This window comes from Microcoleus sp. PH2017_09_SFU_O_A (assembly GCF_020738625.1).
Classification (GTDB): Bacteria; Cyanobacteriota; Cyanobacteriia; order Cyanobacteriales; family Microcoleaceae; genus Microcoleus.
Genome location: NZ_JAEQCF010000008.1, coordinates 13,168 through 28,928, shown reverse-complemented (window position 1 = coordinate 28,928; position 15,761 = coordinate 13,168). Strand labels below are relative to the sequence as shown.

The window sequence follows — 15,761 nt, the reverse complement described above, 5'->3', positions numbered from 1 at the left end:
GGTTGAAACCGCGCCTAGACAAACAATGTCCGCCTCCGCGGACTCAAGAAGATAACGTAATTTCAATTACCTAGTCTTCAACCCGCACTCCTCGGGTAAAGTCTCGTGTTGACGCGGTTTCAACCACTTTATTGATTATATTAACATTTGTTAATTATTGCAAAATCATCTCTCGGATCGATCGCGCGGTAGCAGGGGCCAGCAGAACACCATTGCGGTAGTGGCCGCTAGCGATGAAAACCTTGCTGTTACTGGGAAGCGCTTCGATAATTGGGGCTGGGCGTCCTTCGGGGCGCGGGCGCAATCCCGACCATTTTCGGATGATTTCAGCTTCGGCTAAGGCTGGACAAAGTGCGATCGCCCTTGCCATCACTTCCTCCAACATCTCAGCATTCGCCTGCACTTCCCCGCCGTTTTCGGGAAACTCTACCGTCGCCCCCACCCAACATTCTTGATTTGCCAAAGGTACAATGTGAATGTCATCGCAGGTAATTACTGGCGCAAAATCTGGGTTTCCCAAGGGATTTTTCAACCGCAAATGCAGCGCCTGTCCCAACACCGGGCGAATGTCCACCAATTGATTTAAGGATGCAGTGACAGCAGCAGTACCTAAGCCAGCAGATACAATTAGTCGATCGAATTTTTCAGTAACAGGCAAGATGCCTGTTCCACAAGATATTAAGTTTATTGTGGGGTTGGTACTATTTTCAGTAACAGGCAAGATGCCTGTTCCACAAGATAGGGAGTTTGTTGTGGAACAGGCATCTTGCCCGCTCTTGATGCCTTGAACTTCTACCCCAAACTGAAAATTAACTCCATTGAGCTTAGCAGCATCAACCAAAGCTAAAGTTAAAGTAGTTGGATCGACTTGCCGGTCTTGAGGCGAATAAATCCCAGCAATTATGTTATGATTTAAATCAAGATGAGGGCAAAACTCGCGCACTTGTTCCACCTCCCAAAGTTCTAATTTCCAACCTTGAGACTTGCGAGTTGCTGCTAGCTTTTCCCACTTACTTAAATCTTCTCCTTCCGAACACAGCAGCAAAATTCCCTGTTTGTTAAATGGAATTTTCCGCCCCGTAGCTGCTTCCAATTCAGGAATCAAAGTTTCGTAGCGCTGAAGGCTGGTTTCCCTTAAATGCCAATTTCTGCCCTTAGTTTTGTGGCTGATAACTCCCATCAAAACGCCGAGGGCTGCACCTGTAGAACCTTGTACTGGGGGCTGTTTGTCGAATACAGTGACTTTTAATTCGGGAAATTTACTTAGTTCAAAGGCGATCGAAGCCCCGACAATACCGCAACCAATAATTGCAACGCGAACCATTCTATTTTAGATTTTAGATTTTAGATTTTAGATTGTACAGAAGAATACCGGGCGGTTAGAAACCGCGGCTACATAAACGAAACCCGCCTCCGCGGGTTGAAGAACGGGCAGTAAAAATTACGTTTTACGTTATTTTCTTCAGTCCACGGAGGTGGACTTCGTGTGTGTAGACGCGGTTTCAACCGCCGTGGCAGTAAAAATTACGTTTTACGTTATTTTCTTCAGTCCGCGGAGGCGGACTTCGTGTGTGTAGACGCGGTTTCAACCGCCGTGTTCGTCTGTGTAGACGCGGTTTCAACCGCCGTGTTTTTGTGTGTAAACCAGGTTTCAACCCTACGTCCGATCTGCGCGACAAACTAAAGCGATTAGGCTTTAGGAAGTAGCTGCAAGAAAGTATCGAAATCCTTCACAGCTTTGCTATAACTAGCGGTGATTTTGGCATTGTCAGCCATTTTAGCAGCGTTATCAATCTCTACCAAATCAGCAAACAAACTCTTGGTCAAATCCATAGCTTGCTGTTGAGATTTCGGCAACAAACTGCCCGACACGGTTTTCATGGTGCCGCGCAATTCGCCGAGAGGCCCGTGAATGTAAGTTTTGGCATCAATCCAATTTTTTTTCTGAATTAGGGTTCCTAGGTTGTTCATGCGCGATCGGAACTCTGTCAGAGTAGGAACATAGCGCTGAATCTGTTGGATCTGGGCTGCTGTGTAAGTCGTGGGAACTTTTGCTTCGACACTGCTGCAACTAACCAGAAATGCCATCAAAAATGCCATCATCAAGGCAAAAAAGGAACGGGGACGAGTCATAGCGATTTTAGACTTTAGATTTTAGATTTCTCGTTGCGGGCCGGCACCGGGACACCGCCCCTACTTTGCACCGAGAGTTAGGTACAAAATATTATTTTACCTCCTTTTGGCGCAGAAAAGTTATCAGAGCACCGCCAACTTTTTCTGACCAATGTTCTTGAGGATAATGGGAGACTTCTTCTAGGGTGACTAACTCGGCATTTTTCATGGAATTGACTAATTTTTTAGCTGGTTCAACACTCAGCCAAGGGTCGGTTAAACCCCACACAAATAAGGTTGGGCTTGTCCATCCTTGTAAGCCGGATTCAATTTCTGCCATTGACTTTGGCAGTTGAATGTTGCGGATGGTGTTCATTAGCGATCGCCCTGCATCCGAGCTCTTCAAAAACGGGCGTCGGTAAACATCTAAATCCTTGTCTAATACCCTGATGCGACTTCCGCCTTCGAGGGTTCTGTCCACCAAAAGTGGGTCTTGCGTCAGCATATCGCCAATAAAAGGCAGCCCCAACTGCTGCATTTTCCAAGGCAATTTGATATCTGCTGAAATTGGTGTATTTATAATGACTAAACGATCGATCTTATCGGGGTTTCGTAAAGCGTATTGAATGCCGGCAGATGCTAAAAATCCTTGGACGACTAGGGAAACTCGGTCTACTTCTAGGGTTTGAATAAAGCCTGTGAGGGCGTCTACAAAGGCATCGGGAGTATAAGCAAAGTCGCGTTTGTCTGGTTTTGTCGATCGCCCGTAGCCCACCCAATCCGGCGCGATCGATCGAAATCCACTCGTCGCCAAATCTGGCATAATCGCAGTCCAGGTAAAGCTTTGGGACGGTATACCGTGCAGCAGCAACACTGGTGATTTATCACTTTCGTTTACCGGATTTGCTTCCCGATAAAACCATTCCAGTGACCCTACTTGAATTGTTTTCTCATCAATTGGCATTATTTTACTTGTTATTTATCAAAGAATAAGGCGGGTATTCCCCGCCTTACTTACTTAATAGTTGGGTACGCACAAAGCACCATTAGTCTCAACAATTGCCTAAAACCTTTTGTATCTCAGGTTTCTATCTAAGTCTCGATCCCCCTAAATCCCCCTTAAAAAGGGGGACTTTAAGAATACTCTTGTTCCCCCCTTCTTAAGGGGGGTTAGGGGGGATCTAGGCTTAATAGTAAGGCAGCAGTCTGGCACTACACAAGACGTATTTGTTGACAATGATAACTGAGCGCCTTACCCAACTCATGAAAGTCCAGCTTAGAAATTCATTTCAGCAGCTTGAACTTTTTCCACCTGTTTCTTCTTGAGAACCAGCATAATTTGAGCCAACATAGTCAAAGCTACGAAAGCCATCAATCCTGTAACTCGATTGGCACTTTGTAGCACAATTTCTACATCTTTTTGACCGAAACCGCCTACATTAGGATTGTTCGTCAAAAGTTCGGCGGCTGCAACTGTTTGTCCTTCAGTAACAATCAGTTCTGGGCCTGCGGGAATTGTATCAACAACCGCTGCACCTTCTGCTGGTTGAATTGTCACTTCATAGCCACCATCTTCGGGTTGAGCAATTTTAGAAATAGTGCCAGCTACTGAGGCATTATAAACAGTATTGTTGCTCTTGGCGCCAGTAGGATAAACCTGACCGCGACCGCGGTTTCCACCGACATAAATTAGATATTTGCCGTAGTGAACTGACTTGTCAGTTGCGGGATTTGGCGACAAAACTGGGAATACCAATTCTTTGTATTGTTCACCAGGCAGCGGGCCCACTAACACAATATTTTCTTGGGTTTCGCTGTAAGGTTGGAAGTAAAGATCGCCGACTTTTTCCTTCATTTCTTCGGGAATTCTGTCAGCGGGAGCAATCTTGAAACCTTCGGGTAACATCACAACTGCGCCTACGTTCAAGCCGCCTTTAGTACCGTCGCCGGTAACTTGCTGCACGCTTTGATCGTAGGGAACTTTGACAATTGCTTCAAAAACTGTGTCAGGTAAAACAGATTGGGGGACTTCTACTTCAGTCGGTTTGGCACCGAGGTGACAGTTGGCGCAAACAATTTTGCCAGTTGCTTCGCGGGGAGTAGCGGGTGCTGTTTGCTGGGCCCAGAAAGGGTAAGCGAATGCTGCTTGGGGAAGTGCGATGTCGCTACTAAGAAAAAATCCGGCGGCGGCGATCGCAATTAAGGCAGTTTTGGCGATCGTCCTGGCACTGCGGCGAAATATCGCAGATAAGTTAGTTTGTGGCATCAGAGTATTCAATCTCAAAGGTTCAGACAATTTAGTGATTAGTCATTGGTCATTAGTCATTGGTCATTGGTCATTGGTCATTAGTTATTAGTTATTGGTTATTGGTTATTGGTTATTGGTTATTGGTTATTGAAACTAACTGCTAACCACTAACGACTAATGACTAACTACTAACTACTAACTGCTAACTAATGACTAATAACTATGACCAGGTAGGTGCTTCGCCGGTGCGGAAATCTGTTTCTTTCCAAGGGGTAAAGGCCACCTTGTCATCTGCGACAGTGGCGTGGGCCAAGGCGAGAGATAAAGGTGCGGGGCCGCGTACCACTTTGCCCTCACTGTTGTACTGAGAACCATGACAAGGACACATAAACTTGTTTTCGCTAGCATTCCAAGGCACGACGCAACCTAAGTGAGTGCAGACTGCGTTGATGCCGTATTCGGCGAGAGTTAAGTCTTTTTGCACCACGAGATAGGTGGGGTCGCCTTTGAGGCCTTGGGCCAAACTGCGATCGCCCGCAGGGTGCGAAGTCAAATATTCGCTAACGATGATGTCGTTACCCAAGGCATCTTTAGCTGTCACGCCACCGCCAACAGCCCCACTCGACGGAGGAACAAAATATTGGACAACGGGATAAAGTGCGCCCAGTGCCACACCTGTGACTGTACCGAACGTCAGCAAATTCATAAATTGGCGACGCCCCATATCGGGAACATCGGGATTTCCAGCAGAAGTTTGAGCCATGACCTGCCTTTACGGTTTTAAGTTACGTTTGTTTGTGAGCCAACTTGTACGTGCAGACAACTCGGACTATCGGTGCTAATCTGCTCGCACAAATTTGAGGCAGCGAAAATTCCTTTTAAGAATGCGCCTTCCAGCCTTTATTAGAGTATTATTACATTTTTTGAACTTTGTCTTTTAATGTTTAACAGATTCACTCAGGAGCAACCATGACGGGCAAGGATTTACACCAGCTACTCCTAGAAAAATGGGGAAAGTCTTACGATATCAGATTGCGGCGGACGCGGGGCAAGATTTTTGTGCAGGTGATGTGGAAATATTTGGAACAGGTGTCTTTTCCGATGACGGAGGCTGATTATTTCGAGCATTTGGACGCGGTGGCCAATTACCTCAATGGCTGGGGCAGCACCGAACAGGTGAGAGAATATATTGTCACTACTCGCGATCGTCCGCGCTTGGGCAAAGCTGTCAGCATTCCCCTGGATTTGGGCGAAAGAGCCTCGGAGTGGTTGCTTGACGAGTTTTGAGTCATTAGTCATCAGTCATCAGTCATCAGTCATCAGTCATCAGTCATATCCGAATGATACCGGAGTGCGAGCGTTCTGCTCGCTGCAAGGGAAACCACAACGGTCGATCGCCCCTTCGCAGCTTGTAAAGTTTTGTGTCTGGGCGGGGCTGGATTTTTTAAGTTGAAAGTCCCAAAAATCGTCAGGCAAATTTGTCAGCCAACTTGCTGGCGGTGAGAAACTAAGCTGTCGCGCAGCTAATTTTTGCAGTTTATTTTATTCAAACTCTGATGTGGCGGGCTTTCCGGCGCGAAGACTGCTGTGGGATTTAAATGTCGCAACAGCTTCTGGAGTTTTTTTAATTTTGGGCGATCGGGCTTCTAGCTGACCAAAATCATCCGAACCAATTTCTGTCAACACTTTCACATACAATGAGTCTCAGATATCTTGTGAAACTTAGGAGAATGTTGTAATGGGTGTTGCAGTTGGAATGGTTGAAGTCTTAGGATTTCCCGCTGCCGTAGAAGTTGCAGACTCAATGGTGAAAGCAGCCCGAGTTACTTTAGTTCGCTATGAAAAAATAACCCGTGCTTACTGGACAATTATAGTTCGAGGAGATATCTCTGAAGTGCAAGCAGCCGTTGCTGCTGGAATTGAATCAGTTAAAAAGGTCGATGGCGGAAAGTTGCTATCGTATCACATAATTGCTCGTCCCCACGAGAATCTCGATTACATTTTGCCGATCGGCTATACGCCTGAAGTAGAACAGTTCCGAATGTAGACAAAGTTTTGACAAAACTTTGGTATGGAATTTTAACTTTTAGTAAAATATAGAGGCGCGGGCGATCGCACCTCTATATTTTTTATCAACCTTAAAATTGAACGATATCCCAATACTCAGCAAGAAATTACCATCACGCGGAAAATCTTTATAGGACTAATTAAAAATTAGCAATTAACCATTAGCAATTTGGATGACTATCAGTCTGCAAACTTATCTGTCGCCTCAATTAAACAGGTGCGAATTCCCGGTTCGCTCATCGAATGTCCGGCATCGGCAACTACAATGAACTCAGCTTCAGGCCAAGCACGATGCAGTTCCCACGCCGACATCATCGGGCAAACAACATCATATCTTCCCTGAACGATAACCGCCGGAATCTTGCGGATGCGATCGATATCTAAAAGCAATTTATCTTCCGGCTCTATAAATCCCTTATTTATAAAATAATGGCACTCAATTCTGGCAAACGCCTCCGCGAAAGCATCAATTCCAAAGCTTTGCTTTAAATCTAAATCTGGAAATAATCTACTCGTACTCCCTTCCCAAATTGACCAAGCACGAGCCGCTTCTAATCTAATGTGAGCATCTGGACTTGTCAAGCGTTGGTAATAAGCTGTTAGCAGATCGTCCCTTTCATTTATAGGGATAGGTTTAACATATTCTTCCCAAGCATCCGGGAAAATATAACTTGCTCCTTCTTGATAAAACCAGCGAATTTCTTTTTGTCTCAACATAAAAATGCCCCGCAAGATTAAACCCTTGCAACGGTCGGGATGGGTTTGACTGTAAGCTAAAGATAGAGTGCTTCCCCAACTACCACCAAAAACAACCCATTGCTGAATATTTAAATATTCTCGAAGTTTCTCAATATCGCTGACTAAATCCCAAGTTGTATTTTCTTGCAATTCTGCATGAGGTTTACTTTGACCACATCCGCGTTGGTCAAACATCACCAAACGCCATTTTTCCGGGTCAAAATATTGTCGGTAAAAAGGAGGACATCCACCTCCTGGCCCCCCGTGTAGCAATACAATAGGTTTTCCCTCTGGGTTTCCCGACTCTTCAAAATGAATGGTATGGATGTCAGAAACTTTGAGTTCTCCTTCGTTATAAGGTTGTCTAGGCGGGTAAAGTTCTCGCATTTTTTCAAGGATTTATAACTCGATCGTGTTTATTTTACATCCTGAGGATCGCACTCGTAAATAAATATAAGCGATCGATCGAACTTGACATACAACCGCTTATAAAAACCTAGGCAAATCTAGGTAAGCTCTACGGTATAAGCTTTAAACATTCTTTCTTAGCGCTTACGCTTCCTCGTTGTCGAGGTTGACCAAGAAACTCCAGTTAGAAACGCTATAATAATCACAACGACGTGATATTACAGCGGAATGTTTGATTTTTTTATTCAGTTGGTTCCACTCACTCCAGACGTGCTTTTCTGAATTCACCTCAGAATAGGCGGTTAAGGAGCGAGGTATTTTTTCACTTAATTTCATAGCCCTACGAGCAATTACCAGCGCAGCAGCTTCGTCACTCGCCAAGCCATACATTCTTAAATATTTCACGCCTCCGATAATGCTTGAATAAGCTGGATTGACTGCAATCAGCTCAATTCCACGATTCGACAAAATAGAACTGAGTTGTTTATAAAACTCACGGTACGCCCAACCCGACAACATCCGAGCATACTTTCTACCTTTCTCTCCCAGCGATTGCTTTTTTGTTGAGAAGTCAAGTTCTTCACAAACCACAGGACATTCAAATTCTGTGGCTTTTGCAGCTAGTTGCAGACAGGCATCAACAATTTGAGCCTGTTGCTTACCATTCGGTAAGCCCATCTGCAATGGGATTTGTCCTTTGGCTTTGAGATTCCCTTCAGAATCAACATACGCCCACCCAATAGAACCGGGATTCATGTCGATACCAATGCAGCCGTACATTCTCTCTCTCGAAACCCGCGACCCGGGATTTGGGGTAAACTGCACGGCTATTACCCACTTTCCATTCTTGCGATAGAAATGCCAGGTTTTAGCACCGCATTCTGGCAGTCTGTTGATGTTACGGCTGAAATCACCAACAAGAGAGGACAGGGTTTTTCCAAATCGCGACTCTAAGCATTTGGGGACTCGAAAAGTTATTTTATCCCTATTCCACTGGCAGACTTGATTGCCAAAAGACTCATCCTTAGAGCCGACTACAAAAATATCACATCGAGGTATAAAAACCTTGATTGGCTTAATCTTTAAGTCTTCAGTTTTCTTCGTTACTAGAGTTAGTTTGCGTTTTTTATTGTGAATTTGAAAGCGCAAATTCTGCCAGTTTGTGGATTTATATTGAAGTGAGCAGGCTATGGGAAAATTACAACCTGTTTTTGAGTTTTGCCATTTTCTCTTAGCATAAAACTTACGAGCTAATACCAGCTTGCGCTCGGCTTTCTTGAGCCATGTAGTAATAGATTTAATTTTTCCTTCAAGAGCTTTCAGGTGTAAAATTCTGTGTTCTTTAGCACTGTCTACACGACCCTTGGTAGAACTAATTACACCATTGGCGTGGCGCTTATTGATGCCGTAGGTTTGCTGTAAATGCGTGTTCCACTCGGATTTTTTGAACTCTGCATCAAATAGTAAGTGGTCAACTGTTTCAATGCTTGCAGCCCTAAAAATCGGGGCGTAAGCGCCTAAAAACATCTCAAAATCTGTTTTTCCGAGTTCGTTAAGTTCATGTACAGGCGTGGGCAAGCCTTTGCAATAAGTTAGGGTAGCCATTGATTCTCCCGGTCAATTCATGTTTTACCCAGAATCCACTCTCTCAATCTTAGGTAAATCTAGATAAATTGTCAACAGCTATCAACCCTTGTAGGGACTTAGGCTGGGTCTGTATCCCTACCGGGAGCGATCGATCTTTTGCATTCTCTGCTATTCCTAATTTTCACCGCCCTAAAAGCTTCACCAAACCAACGCCGCCAAAGTAAAGAGCGAGCACCGCACCTCCCAAAAGACTTTGCGTCAAAGGGTCAGTAGAAGGCGTTAAAACAGCACCCAAAACAGCCGCACCTAAGATTACATAACGCCAGCCGGAGAGCATTTTCTTAGAAGAAACTATGCCCAAAACGCCGAGCAATACTTGGACGATCGGGATTTGAAAAGCTAAACCCGTGCTGAACATTAACAGCAGTACAAATTTAAAGTATTTGTCGATCGACCACAACTGCTCTACAACATCCGCCCCGTAGGTAACAAAGAAGTTCAGCGCCGCCGGAATCAGAGCAATATAAGCAAATACCAGCCCGCCCAAAAAGAGGAAACTAGAACCGAAAAACACTGGCCCGAGCAACCCGCGTTCTTTGCGAGTCAAACCGGGTAGCACAAATAGCGCTATTTGGTAAAAAATAAACGGACTTGCAATCAGCAAACCGCTGTATCCCGCCACTTCGATAGAAACAAAGAAATACTCACCGGGAGCTAGTTGCAGAAACTTGACGGGCCCGGCGGGTACTTCTAGCAATTGTACGATCGGTTTAACTGTTAAAAAACAACCAACTACACCTATTGCTACGGCAATTAGCGAGTAGAAAAGTCGCTGACGCAATTCTTCTAAATGGTCGAACAAAGACATCTCAACTTCGTCGGGAAGTTCGTCGAGATATTCGTTTTCGAGGTTGCGGGAACCGAGAAAATCATCGGCGATTGGTGTAATGCTATTTTCGGAACTAACTTCTTCAGCTTCTAAGTTGCTGACATCCGTAGAATTATCGGCGATTGGTGCAATGCTATTTTCCGCGCTAACTTCTTCAGCTTCTAAGTTGCTGACATCCGTAGAATCATCTGCAATTGGTGCAATAGTATTTTCTGTTTCCGCGCTAACTTCTTCAGCTTCTAAGTTGCTGACATCTGTGAAATCGTCGGCGATTGGTGCAATAGTATTTTCCGAACTAACTTCTTCAGATTCTAAGTTGCTGACATCCGTAAAATCATCGGCGACTGGTGCAATAGTATTTTCCGAACTAACTTCTTCAGATTCTAAGTTGCTGACATTCGTGAAATCATCGGTGATTGGTGCAATGCTATTTTCCGCGCTAACTTCTTCAGCTTCTAAGTTGCTGACATCCGTAAAATCGTCGGCGGCTGGTGCAATGCTATTTTCCGAACTAACTTCTTCAGCTTCTAAGTTGCCGACATCCGTAGAATCATCTGCAATTGGTGCAATATTTTCTGAGTTAACTTCTGCACCTTCTAAGTTGTTGACAGCCATCAAATCATCAGCGACTGGTGAAATGCTATTTTCCGCGCTAACTTGTTCGAGGTTGTTGTCGGAATCTTGTTCGGATGTCTCCAAGTCTGAGGGCACAGTCATAGGGAATGGGGAATTGGTAATGGGGAATCGGAAATCGGTAATGGGGCAATTTTAGATTTGTTAATTGTTAATTGGTAATTGGTAATTGGTAATTGTAATTGGTAACTATTAACTATTAACTGTCAACTAAGAGGGCGGGCACGCACCATCCACCGCCCCTACTAATTGTCAACTGTCAACTGTCAACTGTCAACTGTCAACTGACTTCTTCAATGCCGATCGCAATTTTGCCGACAGCGCGGCCAGTTTCGCTGTACGCGTGGGCGGCGGCTACTTCAGGCAAGCTGTAAGTGCGATCGACAATCGGCTCAACTTTATCGGATTCGATTAACTCCCGCAAAATCTCCAAGTCGGCTGGGTTGGCATTGGCTAGAATGAATTTAGCTTTTTTACCAGGAATAAACCAGCTAGTCAACATCGGTGGGAGGTTGTCGAAACTCGGCAAAGTCGAGATATAAACTCCCTCCGGTTGCAGCACGTTTTCGCATTCAGCAAATGTCTTTTTGCCGACAGCATCCAAAATTATATCATACTTTTCGGGTTGTTGAGTAAAATCAATTTCTGCATAATCTAGAACACAATCTGCTCCCAAATCCTTGACAAATTCTATATTCTTGGCGCTGCAAACTCCCGTTACTTCCGCATTCATTGCTTTAGCAACTTGCACCGCAAAAATCCCGACTCCGCCGGAAGCACCGTTAATCAATACTTTGTATCCTGCTTTAATTTCACCCAAATCTCTCAACGCTTGCAAAGCCGTTAAACCTGCGATGGGTACTGCTGCTGCTTCGACATGGGTGATGTTGTGAGGTTTAATTGATGCACTCGATTCTGGCACGACAGCGTATTCGGCACAAGCACCGCCAGCGATTGGATTTAAGAATGTATAAACTTCATCTCCGGGTTGAAATTTGGTGACTTCCGAGCCGACTTCTACGACAACTCCCGAGATGTCGGAACCGATTATTCGAGGAAAGTTAAATCCTGTAAGTAGTTGCAGGTGTCCTTGCCGGATTTTCCAGTCTACGGGATTGACGCTGCTAGCGCGAACTCTGACTAACAATTCGTTCGATTTGGCGATCGGCTTTTCTACTTCTCGGTACTGCAATACGTCAACGCTGCCGTAGCGATCGAACACAACTGCTTTCATGGCGATTTTTTTGATTTATTTTTAAGAGGACATTTAATCATGTACAATTATCATATAGGAAATTCTATTTCGCTTGTGAATGGGATTTATTTTTTTTAACCGCAGAGGGCGCAGAGGGCGCAGAGAAAGAGAAAAGAGAGAGAGAGAAATGATTGATTTAACTGGAAAGGTAATTTTAGTGACGGGCGGCTCGAAAGGGATTGGTGCAGTGACGGTGCGGACTCTTGTTAATGCTGGGGCCGAGGTGATTTTGCATTACTGTCGCAGTCAGGAAGCGGCGGAATCGGTAGCAGCAAGTGTGGCGGGCGATCGCTGTTATTTATTAGCAGCAGATTTGATGTTACCAAACGCGGCCTCTCTTTTGTGGCAAGATGCTGTAAAGTGGCGCGGTCATATTGATATTATAGTTAATAATGCTGGGATTATGCAGTCGGCTGGTATCGAGGACGATTTTGATATTTGGTCGTCGGCTTGGCAGCAAACTCTACAAGTTAATTTAGTTGCGGTTGCTGATTTGTGCCGGGAAGCAATTCTACATTTTAAAACTCGCAAGGTTGGTACGATTATTAATATAGCAAGTCGCGCTGCTTTTCGCGGCGATGACCCGAATTATCTGCACTACGCTGCATCAAAAGGTGCGATCGTTTCTCTAACTCGCAGCATTGCTAGAGGATTTGCGGCTGATAATATTTTGGCTTTTACTGTGGCGCCGGGATTTGTGAGTACGGAAATGTCGGATAAGTTTATTAGGGAGTGTGGCGAAGCACAGATTGTGCGCGATATCCCGATCGGCAAAATCGCCCCTCCTCAAGATGTCGCCAACGCGATCGCTTTTCTAGCATCGGGTTTGGCTGTGCACGCTACCGGAACAACGATCGACATTAACGGAGCCTCTTACGTGCATTGACTGTTGACTGTTGACTGTTGACTGTTGATCGTGTTGCTCTACTATAAAATATCTCTAAAGACTCACCTTAACAGCTTTTAAGAATAACTACTTTATCACTTTAGCCAGATGCTCAAAAAACGAGAAGTGACTTATGTTTAGATAAAAAGATAGCCTGAGGGAAAGTGATTGTGACAACAAATAACGGAACTAACACCAAACGAGTTGCCATACTAATCGAAAATGGAGTAGAAGATTCAGAATTTCTGGTTCCTTACAACGCCTTAAAACAAGCAGGATTTGACGTAGTTGTCCTCGGTTCGCGGACAAACGAAAAGTATGCAGGGAAAAATGGTAAAGTCGCCCAGCAAGCTGACGGAACTACCACTGAATCATTAGCAGAAGAATTTGATGCAGTCGTAATTCCCGGCGGTATGGCTCCCGATACAATGCGGACAAATCCCAATACAGTGCGGTTTGTCAAAGAAGCGATGGAACAAGGAAAAATAGTCGCTGCTGTTTGTCACGGCCCGCAACTTTTGATTGAAGCCGACGCGCTCAAAGGCAAAAATGCGACGGGTTTCTTGGCAATTAAAACAGACATGATTAATGCCGGAGCTAACTACATCAACGAACCTTTAGTAGTTGACGGTAACTTGATTACTTCCCGCCAACCGGGAGATTTAGGAATATTTACCACCGCTATTTTAGCGCGCCTCGGTTACGGCGGTAAAGCAGTTGGTTTGCCAGAAGAAACTGATACGAGTGCAGAATGGTGGAAACTAGCTAATGGTTGGGGCGGCTCGACACAAGCGGACATTGTGAAAGGTTTGAATACCGCCCTCGCAGGGGAACGCTATGCTTGCGAAGCGTTTCAGAATTATGCGGAAAAAACCGGAGATGCCGATTTGCGATCGCTCCTGGCGGAAATGATCCAAAATAAACAGAAACACATCCTCGCTCTCGAAAACCGCCTCAGCGATTTCGGCGAAAAACCCTCAATTCCCGCCCAACTTGCTGACAAATACGCTAAATTAAAAGCCTCGGTGCAAGGAACAGATGAAACCTTCTTGCTGCGGAGCACTCTCGGCGATTTGCAAACAGGTGTTGTCGATATCAACAACCTGCGAGCGAAGTTCACAGATCCGGTATCAACTGACATCTTTACACAGATAGAAGCGGATTTGTCCAAGTGCGAGCAAGTCGTTGCTAAACTCTTCCGCGCCCGCGCCGTTTCCCAAGAAATTAAAGCGCCAAAACCTTCGACTAGCCCCGCTGTCAAAATGTAATATCCACGCGGATTAACAAGTTTGTAGTTGCGCCTAGGGGTGAAAACCCCCACCCAGAGCGCAACTACAAATTTTTGATGCAATAATAAAATATACGCCTTTGCGGTAAAATAAAAGCCGAGCATAAAAAACAGACATCAAGTAGCTGCAAGGTGGAGATTTTTATTAAATGGCTTCTATTTTTGTTTCAGCAGGGCATGGCGGGTTTGAAGGCAGCGTGCGCGATCCCGGGGCGATCGCATTTGGCACCACCGAATCCCAGGAACTTATTCTCACTCGGGATTTATTAGTACCTGAATTGCGGCAGCGAGGTATAGACACCTTCTCTGTACCAGATACTCTTAGCTTAATCGAAAGTATCGCTTGGATCAATAGTCGCTCTCAGCCGGGAGATGTAGCGGTTGAAATACACATAGACGCTTTTTCTAATCCCCAAGTCCGCGGTGCTAGCGCGTTTTATATTGGTAGCAACCCCAGACGAAAAGCAGATGCAGATTTAATTTTAAATGGCTATTTACGCAGGTGTCCACAAATACCGAATCGTGGCGCAAGAGCAGATACAGAAGCTGGTGTTGGTAGCCTTGCATTCTGTCGGCGCGTAAATATTCCTTCGCTGTTAATAGAACTCGGTTTTTTAACTAACATTGATGACTTGCGAACTATTCAAAATCGCCGCCGTGATGTCGCCCTCGGACTCGCTGACGGACTTGAAGCTTGGTTAAACAATACTCCTTTAAAACCCTTACCGACACCGACACCGACACCGACACCTGCACCGACACCGACACCGACACCGACACCGACACCAAAACCTATAGTTTATCCTTTAATTAATATCCAAATCAACGGTGCGCCCCACGAAGACAAAGGCATTTTGGTCAACGGAAATGCTTTTGTCCCTTCCGAAGTTCTAGACGCTCTCAATGTTAAACCAGAAACAGCCGATCGCCGAATCACCTACAATGGAGTAGTATTCGTGCGGGCTGTCGATTTGCGCGATCGCGACATTTCCGTAACTTGGGATCAGGCCACCACATCAGTATCCCTGCGATCGCGCCGTGATATCCTCTCCGGCGTAGGAAAAATCATGGGACGCGGTTTAACTACCGCCCAACAAATCACAGTATTTCTCACCAAAACAAACAGCAAAGCCCTGGTAATATTTCCCAACCTACCTCAAATTTACGTCCAAGAAGCAGCCGCAGAAGGCGTCAATCACGACGTAGCTTTTTGCCAAATGTGTTTAGAAACAAACTATCTCAACTTTGGCGGTGCAGTCAAACCAGAACAATTCAACTTTGCTGACATGGGAATCGTCAGCCCCACAAATTCCGGCATTTCCTTTCCCGATGCCAGAACAGGAATTAGAGCGCAAATTCAGCACCTAAAAGCTTACGCCAGTACCGAACCAATCAACCAACCTTTAGTTAAAGAAAACGTGCGTTTTCGTTTTGTCAAGCGCGGCGTAGCCCCCACCGTCAACGAACTTGCAGGTCGCTGGAATTCTGACCCTTTATACGGACAAAAAATCATCAATATCATCCGGCTGCTTTACGAAAATGCCAGTTTGCTGTAGTCGGTTGACAGTTGACAGTTGACAGTTGCTATAGCAATTATAGTTGTATTAGTTATTTGTTATTAGTTATTTGTGACTTGCTACTAATAACAAA

The 15,761-nt window shown here is 45.1% G+C and carries 15 protein-coding genes; 5 read left to right on the top strand and 10 right to left on the bottom strand.

The genetic code is table 11. The features are described from left to right. Window positions 1-154: 154 nt before the first annotated feature. The 5 genes from JGK16_RS05630 to petC form a co-directional block, all read right to left on the bottom strand. Window positions 155-1,324 carry an FAD-dependent oxidoreductase gene (locus JGK16_RS05630; RefSeq protein WP_293189853.1) on the bottom strand — a complete coding sequence of 390 codons (1,170 nt, stop codon included), beginning with the start codon at window positions 1,322-1,324 and terminating at the stop codon, window positions 155-157. 365 nt (window positions 1,325-1,689) lie between these two features. After that, on the bottom strand, window positions 1,690-2,133 hold the full coding sequence (gene psbQ, locus JGK16_RS05625; RefSeq protein ID WP_293184111.1) for a photosystem II protein PsbQ: 444 nt from the start codon (window positions 2,131-2,133) through the stop codon (window positions 1,690-1,692). A gap of 91 nt (window positions 2,134-2,224) precedes the next feature. Next, on the bottom strand, window positions 2,225-3,076 hold the full coding sequence (locus JGK16_RS05620) for an alpha/beta fold hydrolase (RefSeq protein ID WP_293189855.1): 852 nt from the start codon (window positions 3,074-3,076) through the stop codon (window positions 2,225-2,227). Window positions 3,077-3,388: 312 nt separating this feature from the next. Then, complete coding sequence (gene petA, locus JGK16_RS05615) at window positions 3,389-4,378, bottom strand: cytochrome f (RefSeq protein WP_293184106.1); 990 nt, start codon at window positions 4,376-4,378, stop codon at window positions 3,389-3,391. A gap of 202 nt (window positions 4,379-4,580) precedes the next feature. Further along, window positions 4,581-5,123, bottom strand: coding sequence for a cytochrome b6-f complex iron-sulfur subunit (petC, locus tag JGK16_RS05610; protein ID WP_293184104.1), 543 nt, complete (start codon window positions 5,121-5,123; stop codon window positions 4,581-4,583). A gap of 206 nt (window positions 5,124-5,329) precedes the next feature. Between petC and JGK16_RS05605 the strand changes: the two genes are divergently transcribed. Beyond that, window positions 5,330-5,647 carry a DUF3067 family protein gene (locus JGK16_RS05605; protein ID WP_293189857.1) on the top strand — a complete coding sequence of 106 codons (318 nt, stop codon included), beginning with the start codon at window positions 5,330-5,332 and terminating at the stop codon, window positions 5,645-5,647. Between the two features lie 255 nt (window positions 5,648-5,902). Here the strand turns inward: JGK16_RS05605 and JGK16_RS05600 are convergent, their stop codons facing one another. Then, entirely contained in the window at window positions 5,903-6,052 is a 150-nt protein-coding gene (locus JGK16_RS05600; RefSeq protein ID WP_293184100.1) for a hypothetical protein, read from the bottom strand. 46 nt (window positions 6,053-6,098) lie between these two features. Between JGK16_RS05600 and JGK16_RS05595 the strand changes: the two genes are divergently transcribed. Then, the gene (locus JGK16_RS05595; protein WP_106149684.1) at window positions 6,099-6,407 is read left to right on the top strand and encodes a carbon dioxide-concentrating mechanism protein CcmK; all 309 of its coding nucleotides are present in this window, start codon (window positions 6,099-6,101) and stop codon (window positions 6,405-6,407) included. Window positions 6,408-6,607: 200 nt separating this feature from the next. On the opposite strand, the gene pip is transcribed toward JGK16_RS05595, so the two are convergent. The 4 genes from pip to JGK16_RS05575 form a co-directional block, all read right to left on the bottom strand. Further along, window positions 6,608-7,552 (bottom strand): prolyl aminopeptidase, encoded by a 945-nt coding sequence (gene pip / locus JGK16_RS05590; protein ID WP_293184098.1) that lies wholly within the window; start codon window positions 7,550-7,552, stop codon window positions 6,608-6,610. 165 nt (window positions 7,553-7,717) lie between these two features. Then, window positions 7,718-9,100: an IS200/IS605 family accessory protein TnpB-related protein gene (locus JGK16_RS05585; protein WP_293189859.1), complete on the bottom strand. Its 1,383-nt coding sequence runs from the start codon at window positions 9,098-9,100 to the stop codon at window positions 7,718-7,720. Window positions 9,101-9,341: 241 nt separating this feature from the next. Continuing rightward, the gene (gene tatC, locus JGK16_RS05580) at window positions 9,342-10,109 is read right to left on the bottom strand and encodes a twin-arginine translocase subunit TatC (RefSeq protein WP_293189875.1); all 768 of its coding nucleotides are present in this window, start codon (window positions 10,107-10,109) and stop codon (window positions 9,342-9,344) included. 853 nt (window positions 10,110-10,962) lie between these two features. After that, a complete protein-coding gene (locus JGK16_RS05575; protein WP_293184095.1) occupies window positions 10,963-11,916 on the bottom strand; it encodes an NAD(P)-dependent alcohol dehydrogenase in 954 nt (317 codons plus the stop codon). A 148-nt stretch (window positions 11,917-12,064) separates the two neighbouring features. Here JGK16_RS05575 and JGK16_RS05570 point away from each other — a divergent pair, with 148 nt between their 5' ends. The 3 genes from JGK16_RS05570 (at window position 12,065) to JGK16_RS05560 (ending at window position 15,667) form a co-directional block, all read left to right on the top strand. After that, window positions 12,065-12,823, top strand: a complete 759-nt coding sequence (locus tag JGK16_RS05570) for an SDR family oxidoreductase (RefSeq protein ID WP_293184092.1) — start codon at window positions 12,065-12,067, stop codon at window positions 12,821-12,823. A 170-nt stretch (window positions 12,824-12,993) separates the two neighbouring features. Further along, on the top strand, window positions 12,994-14,091 hold the full coding sequence (locus tag JGK16_RS05565; protein WP_293184090.1) for a DJ-1/PfpI/YhbO family deglycase/protease: 1,098 nt from the start codon (window positions 12,994-12,996) through the stop codon (window positions 14,089-14,091). A gap of 169 nt (window positions 14,092-14,260) precedes the next feature. Further along, window positions 14,261-15,667: an N-acetylmuramoyl-L-alanine amidase gene (locus JGK16_RS05560; RefSeq protein ID WP_293184088.1), complete on the top strand. Its 1,407-nt coding sequence runs from the start codon at window positions 14,261-14,263 to the stop codon at window positions 15,665-15,667. Window positions 15,668-15,761 lie beyond the last annotated feature (94 nt).

Bases quoted from the DNA above. Each gene is read 5' to 3' on its own strand.
- psbQ (WP_293184111.1), bottom strand. From the start codon at position 2,133: ATGACTCGTCCCCGTTCCTTTTTTGCCTTGATGATGGCATTTTTGATG.
- JGK16_RS05595 (WP_106149684.1), top strand. From the start codon at position 6,099: ATGGGTGTTGCAGTTGGAATGGTTGAAGTCTTAGGATTTCCCGCTGCC.
- pip (WP_293184098.1), bottom strand. From the start codon at position 7,552: ATGCGAGAACTTTACCCGCCTAGACAACCTTATAACGAAGGAGAACTC.
- JGK16_RS05570 (WP_293184092.1), top strand. From the start codon at position 12,065: ATGATTGATTTAACTGGAAAGGTAATTTTAGTGACGGGCGGCTCGAAA.
- petC (WP_293184104.1), bottom strand. From the start codon at position 5,123: ATGGCTCAAACTTCTGCTGGAAATCCCGATGTTCCCGATATGGGGCGT.
- JGK16_RS05605 (WP_293189857.1), top strand. From the start codon at position 5,330: ATGACGGGCAAGGATTTACACCAGCTACTCCTAGAAAAATGGGGAAAG.
- petA (WP_293184106.1), bottom strand. From the start codon at position 4,378: ATGCCACAAACTAACTTATCTGCGATATTTCGCCGCAGTGCCAGGACG.
- JGK16_RS05630 (WP_293189853.1), bottom strand. From the start codon at position 1,324: ATGGTTCGCGTTGCAATTATTGGTTGCGGTATTGTCGGGGCTTCGATC.
- JGK16_RS05620 (WP_293189855.1), bottom strand. From the start codon at position 3,076: ATGCCAATTGATGAGAAAACAATTCAAGTAGGGTCACTGGAATGGTTT.
- JGK16_RS05560 (WP_293184088.1), top strand. From the start codon at position 14,261: ATGGCTTCTATTTTTGTTTCAGCAGGGCATGGCGGGTTTGAAGGCAGC.
- JGK16_RS05585 (WP_293189859.1), bottom strand. From the start codon at position 9,100: ATGTTTTTAGGCGCTTACGCCCCGATTTTTAGGGCTGCAAGCATTGAA.
- JGK16_RS05575 (WP_293184095.1), bottom strand. From the start codon at position 11,916: ATGAAAGCAGTTGTGTTCGATCGCTACGGCAGCGTTGACGTATTGCAG.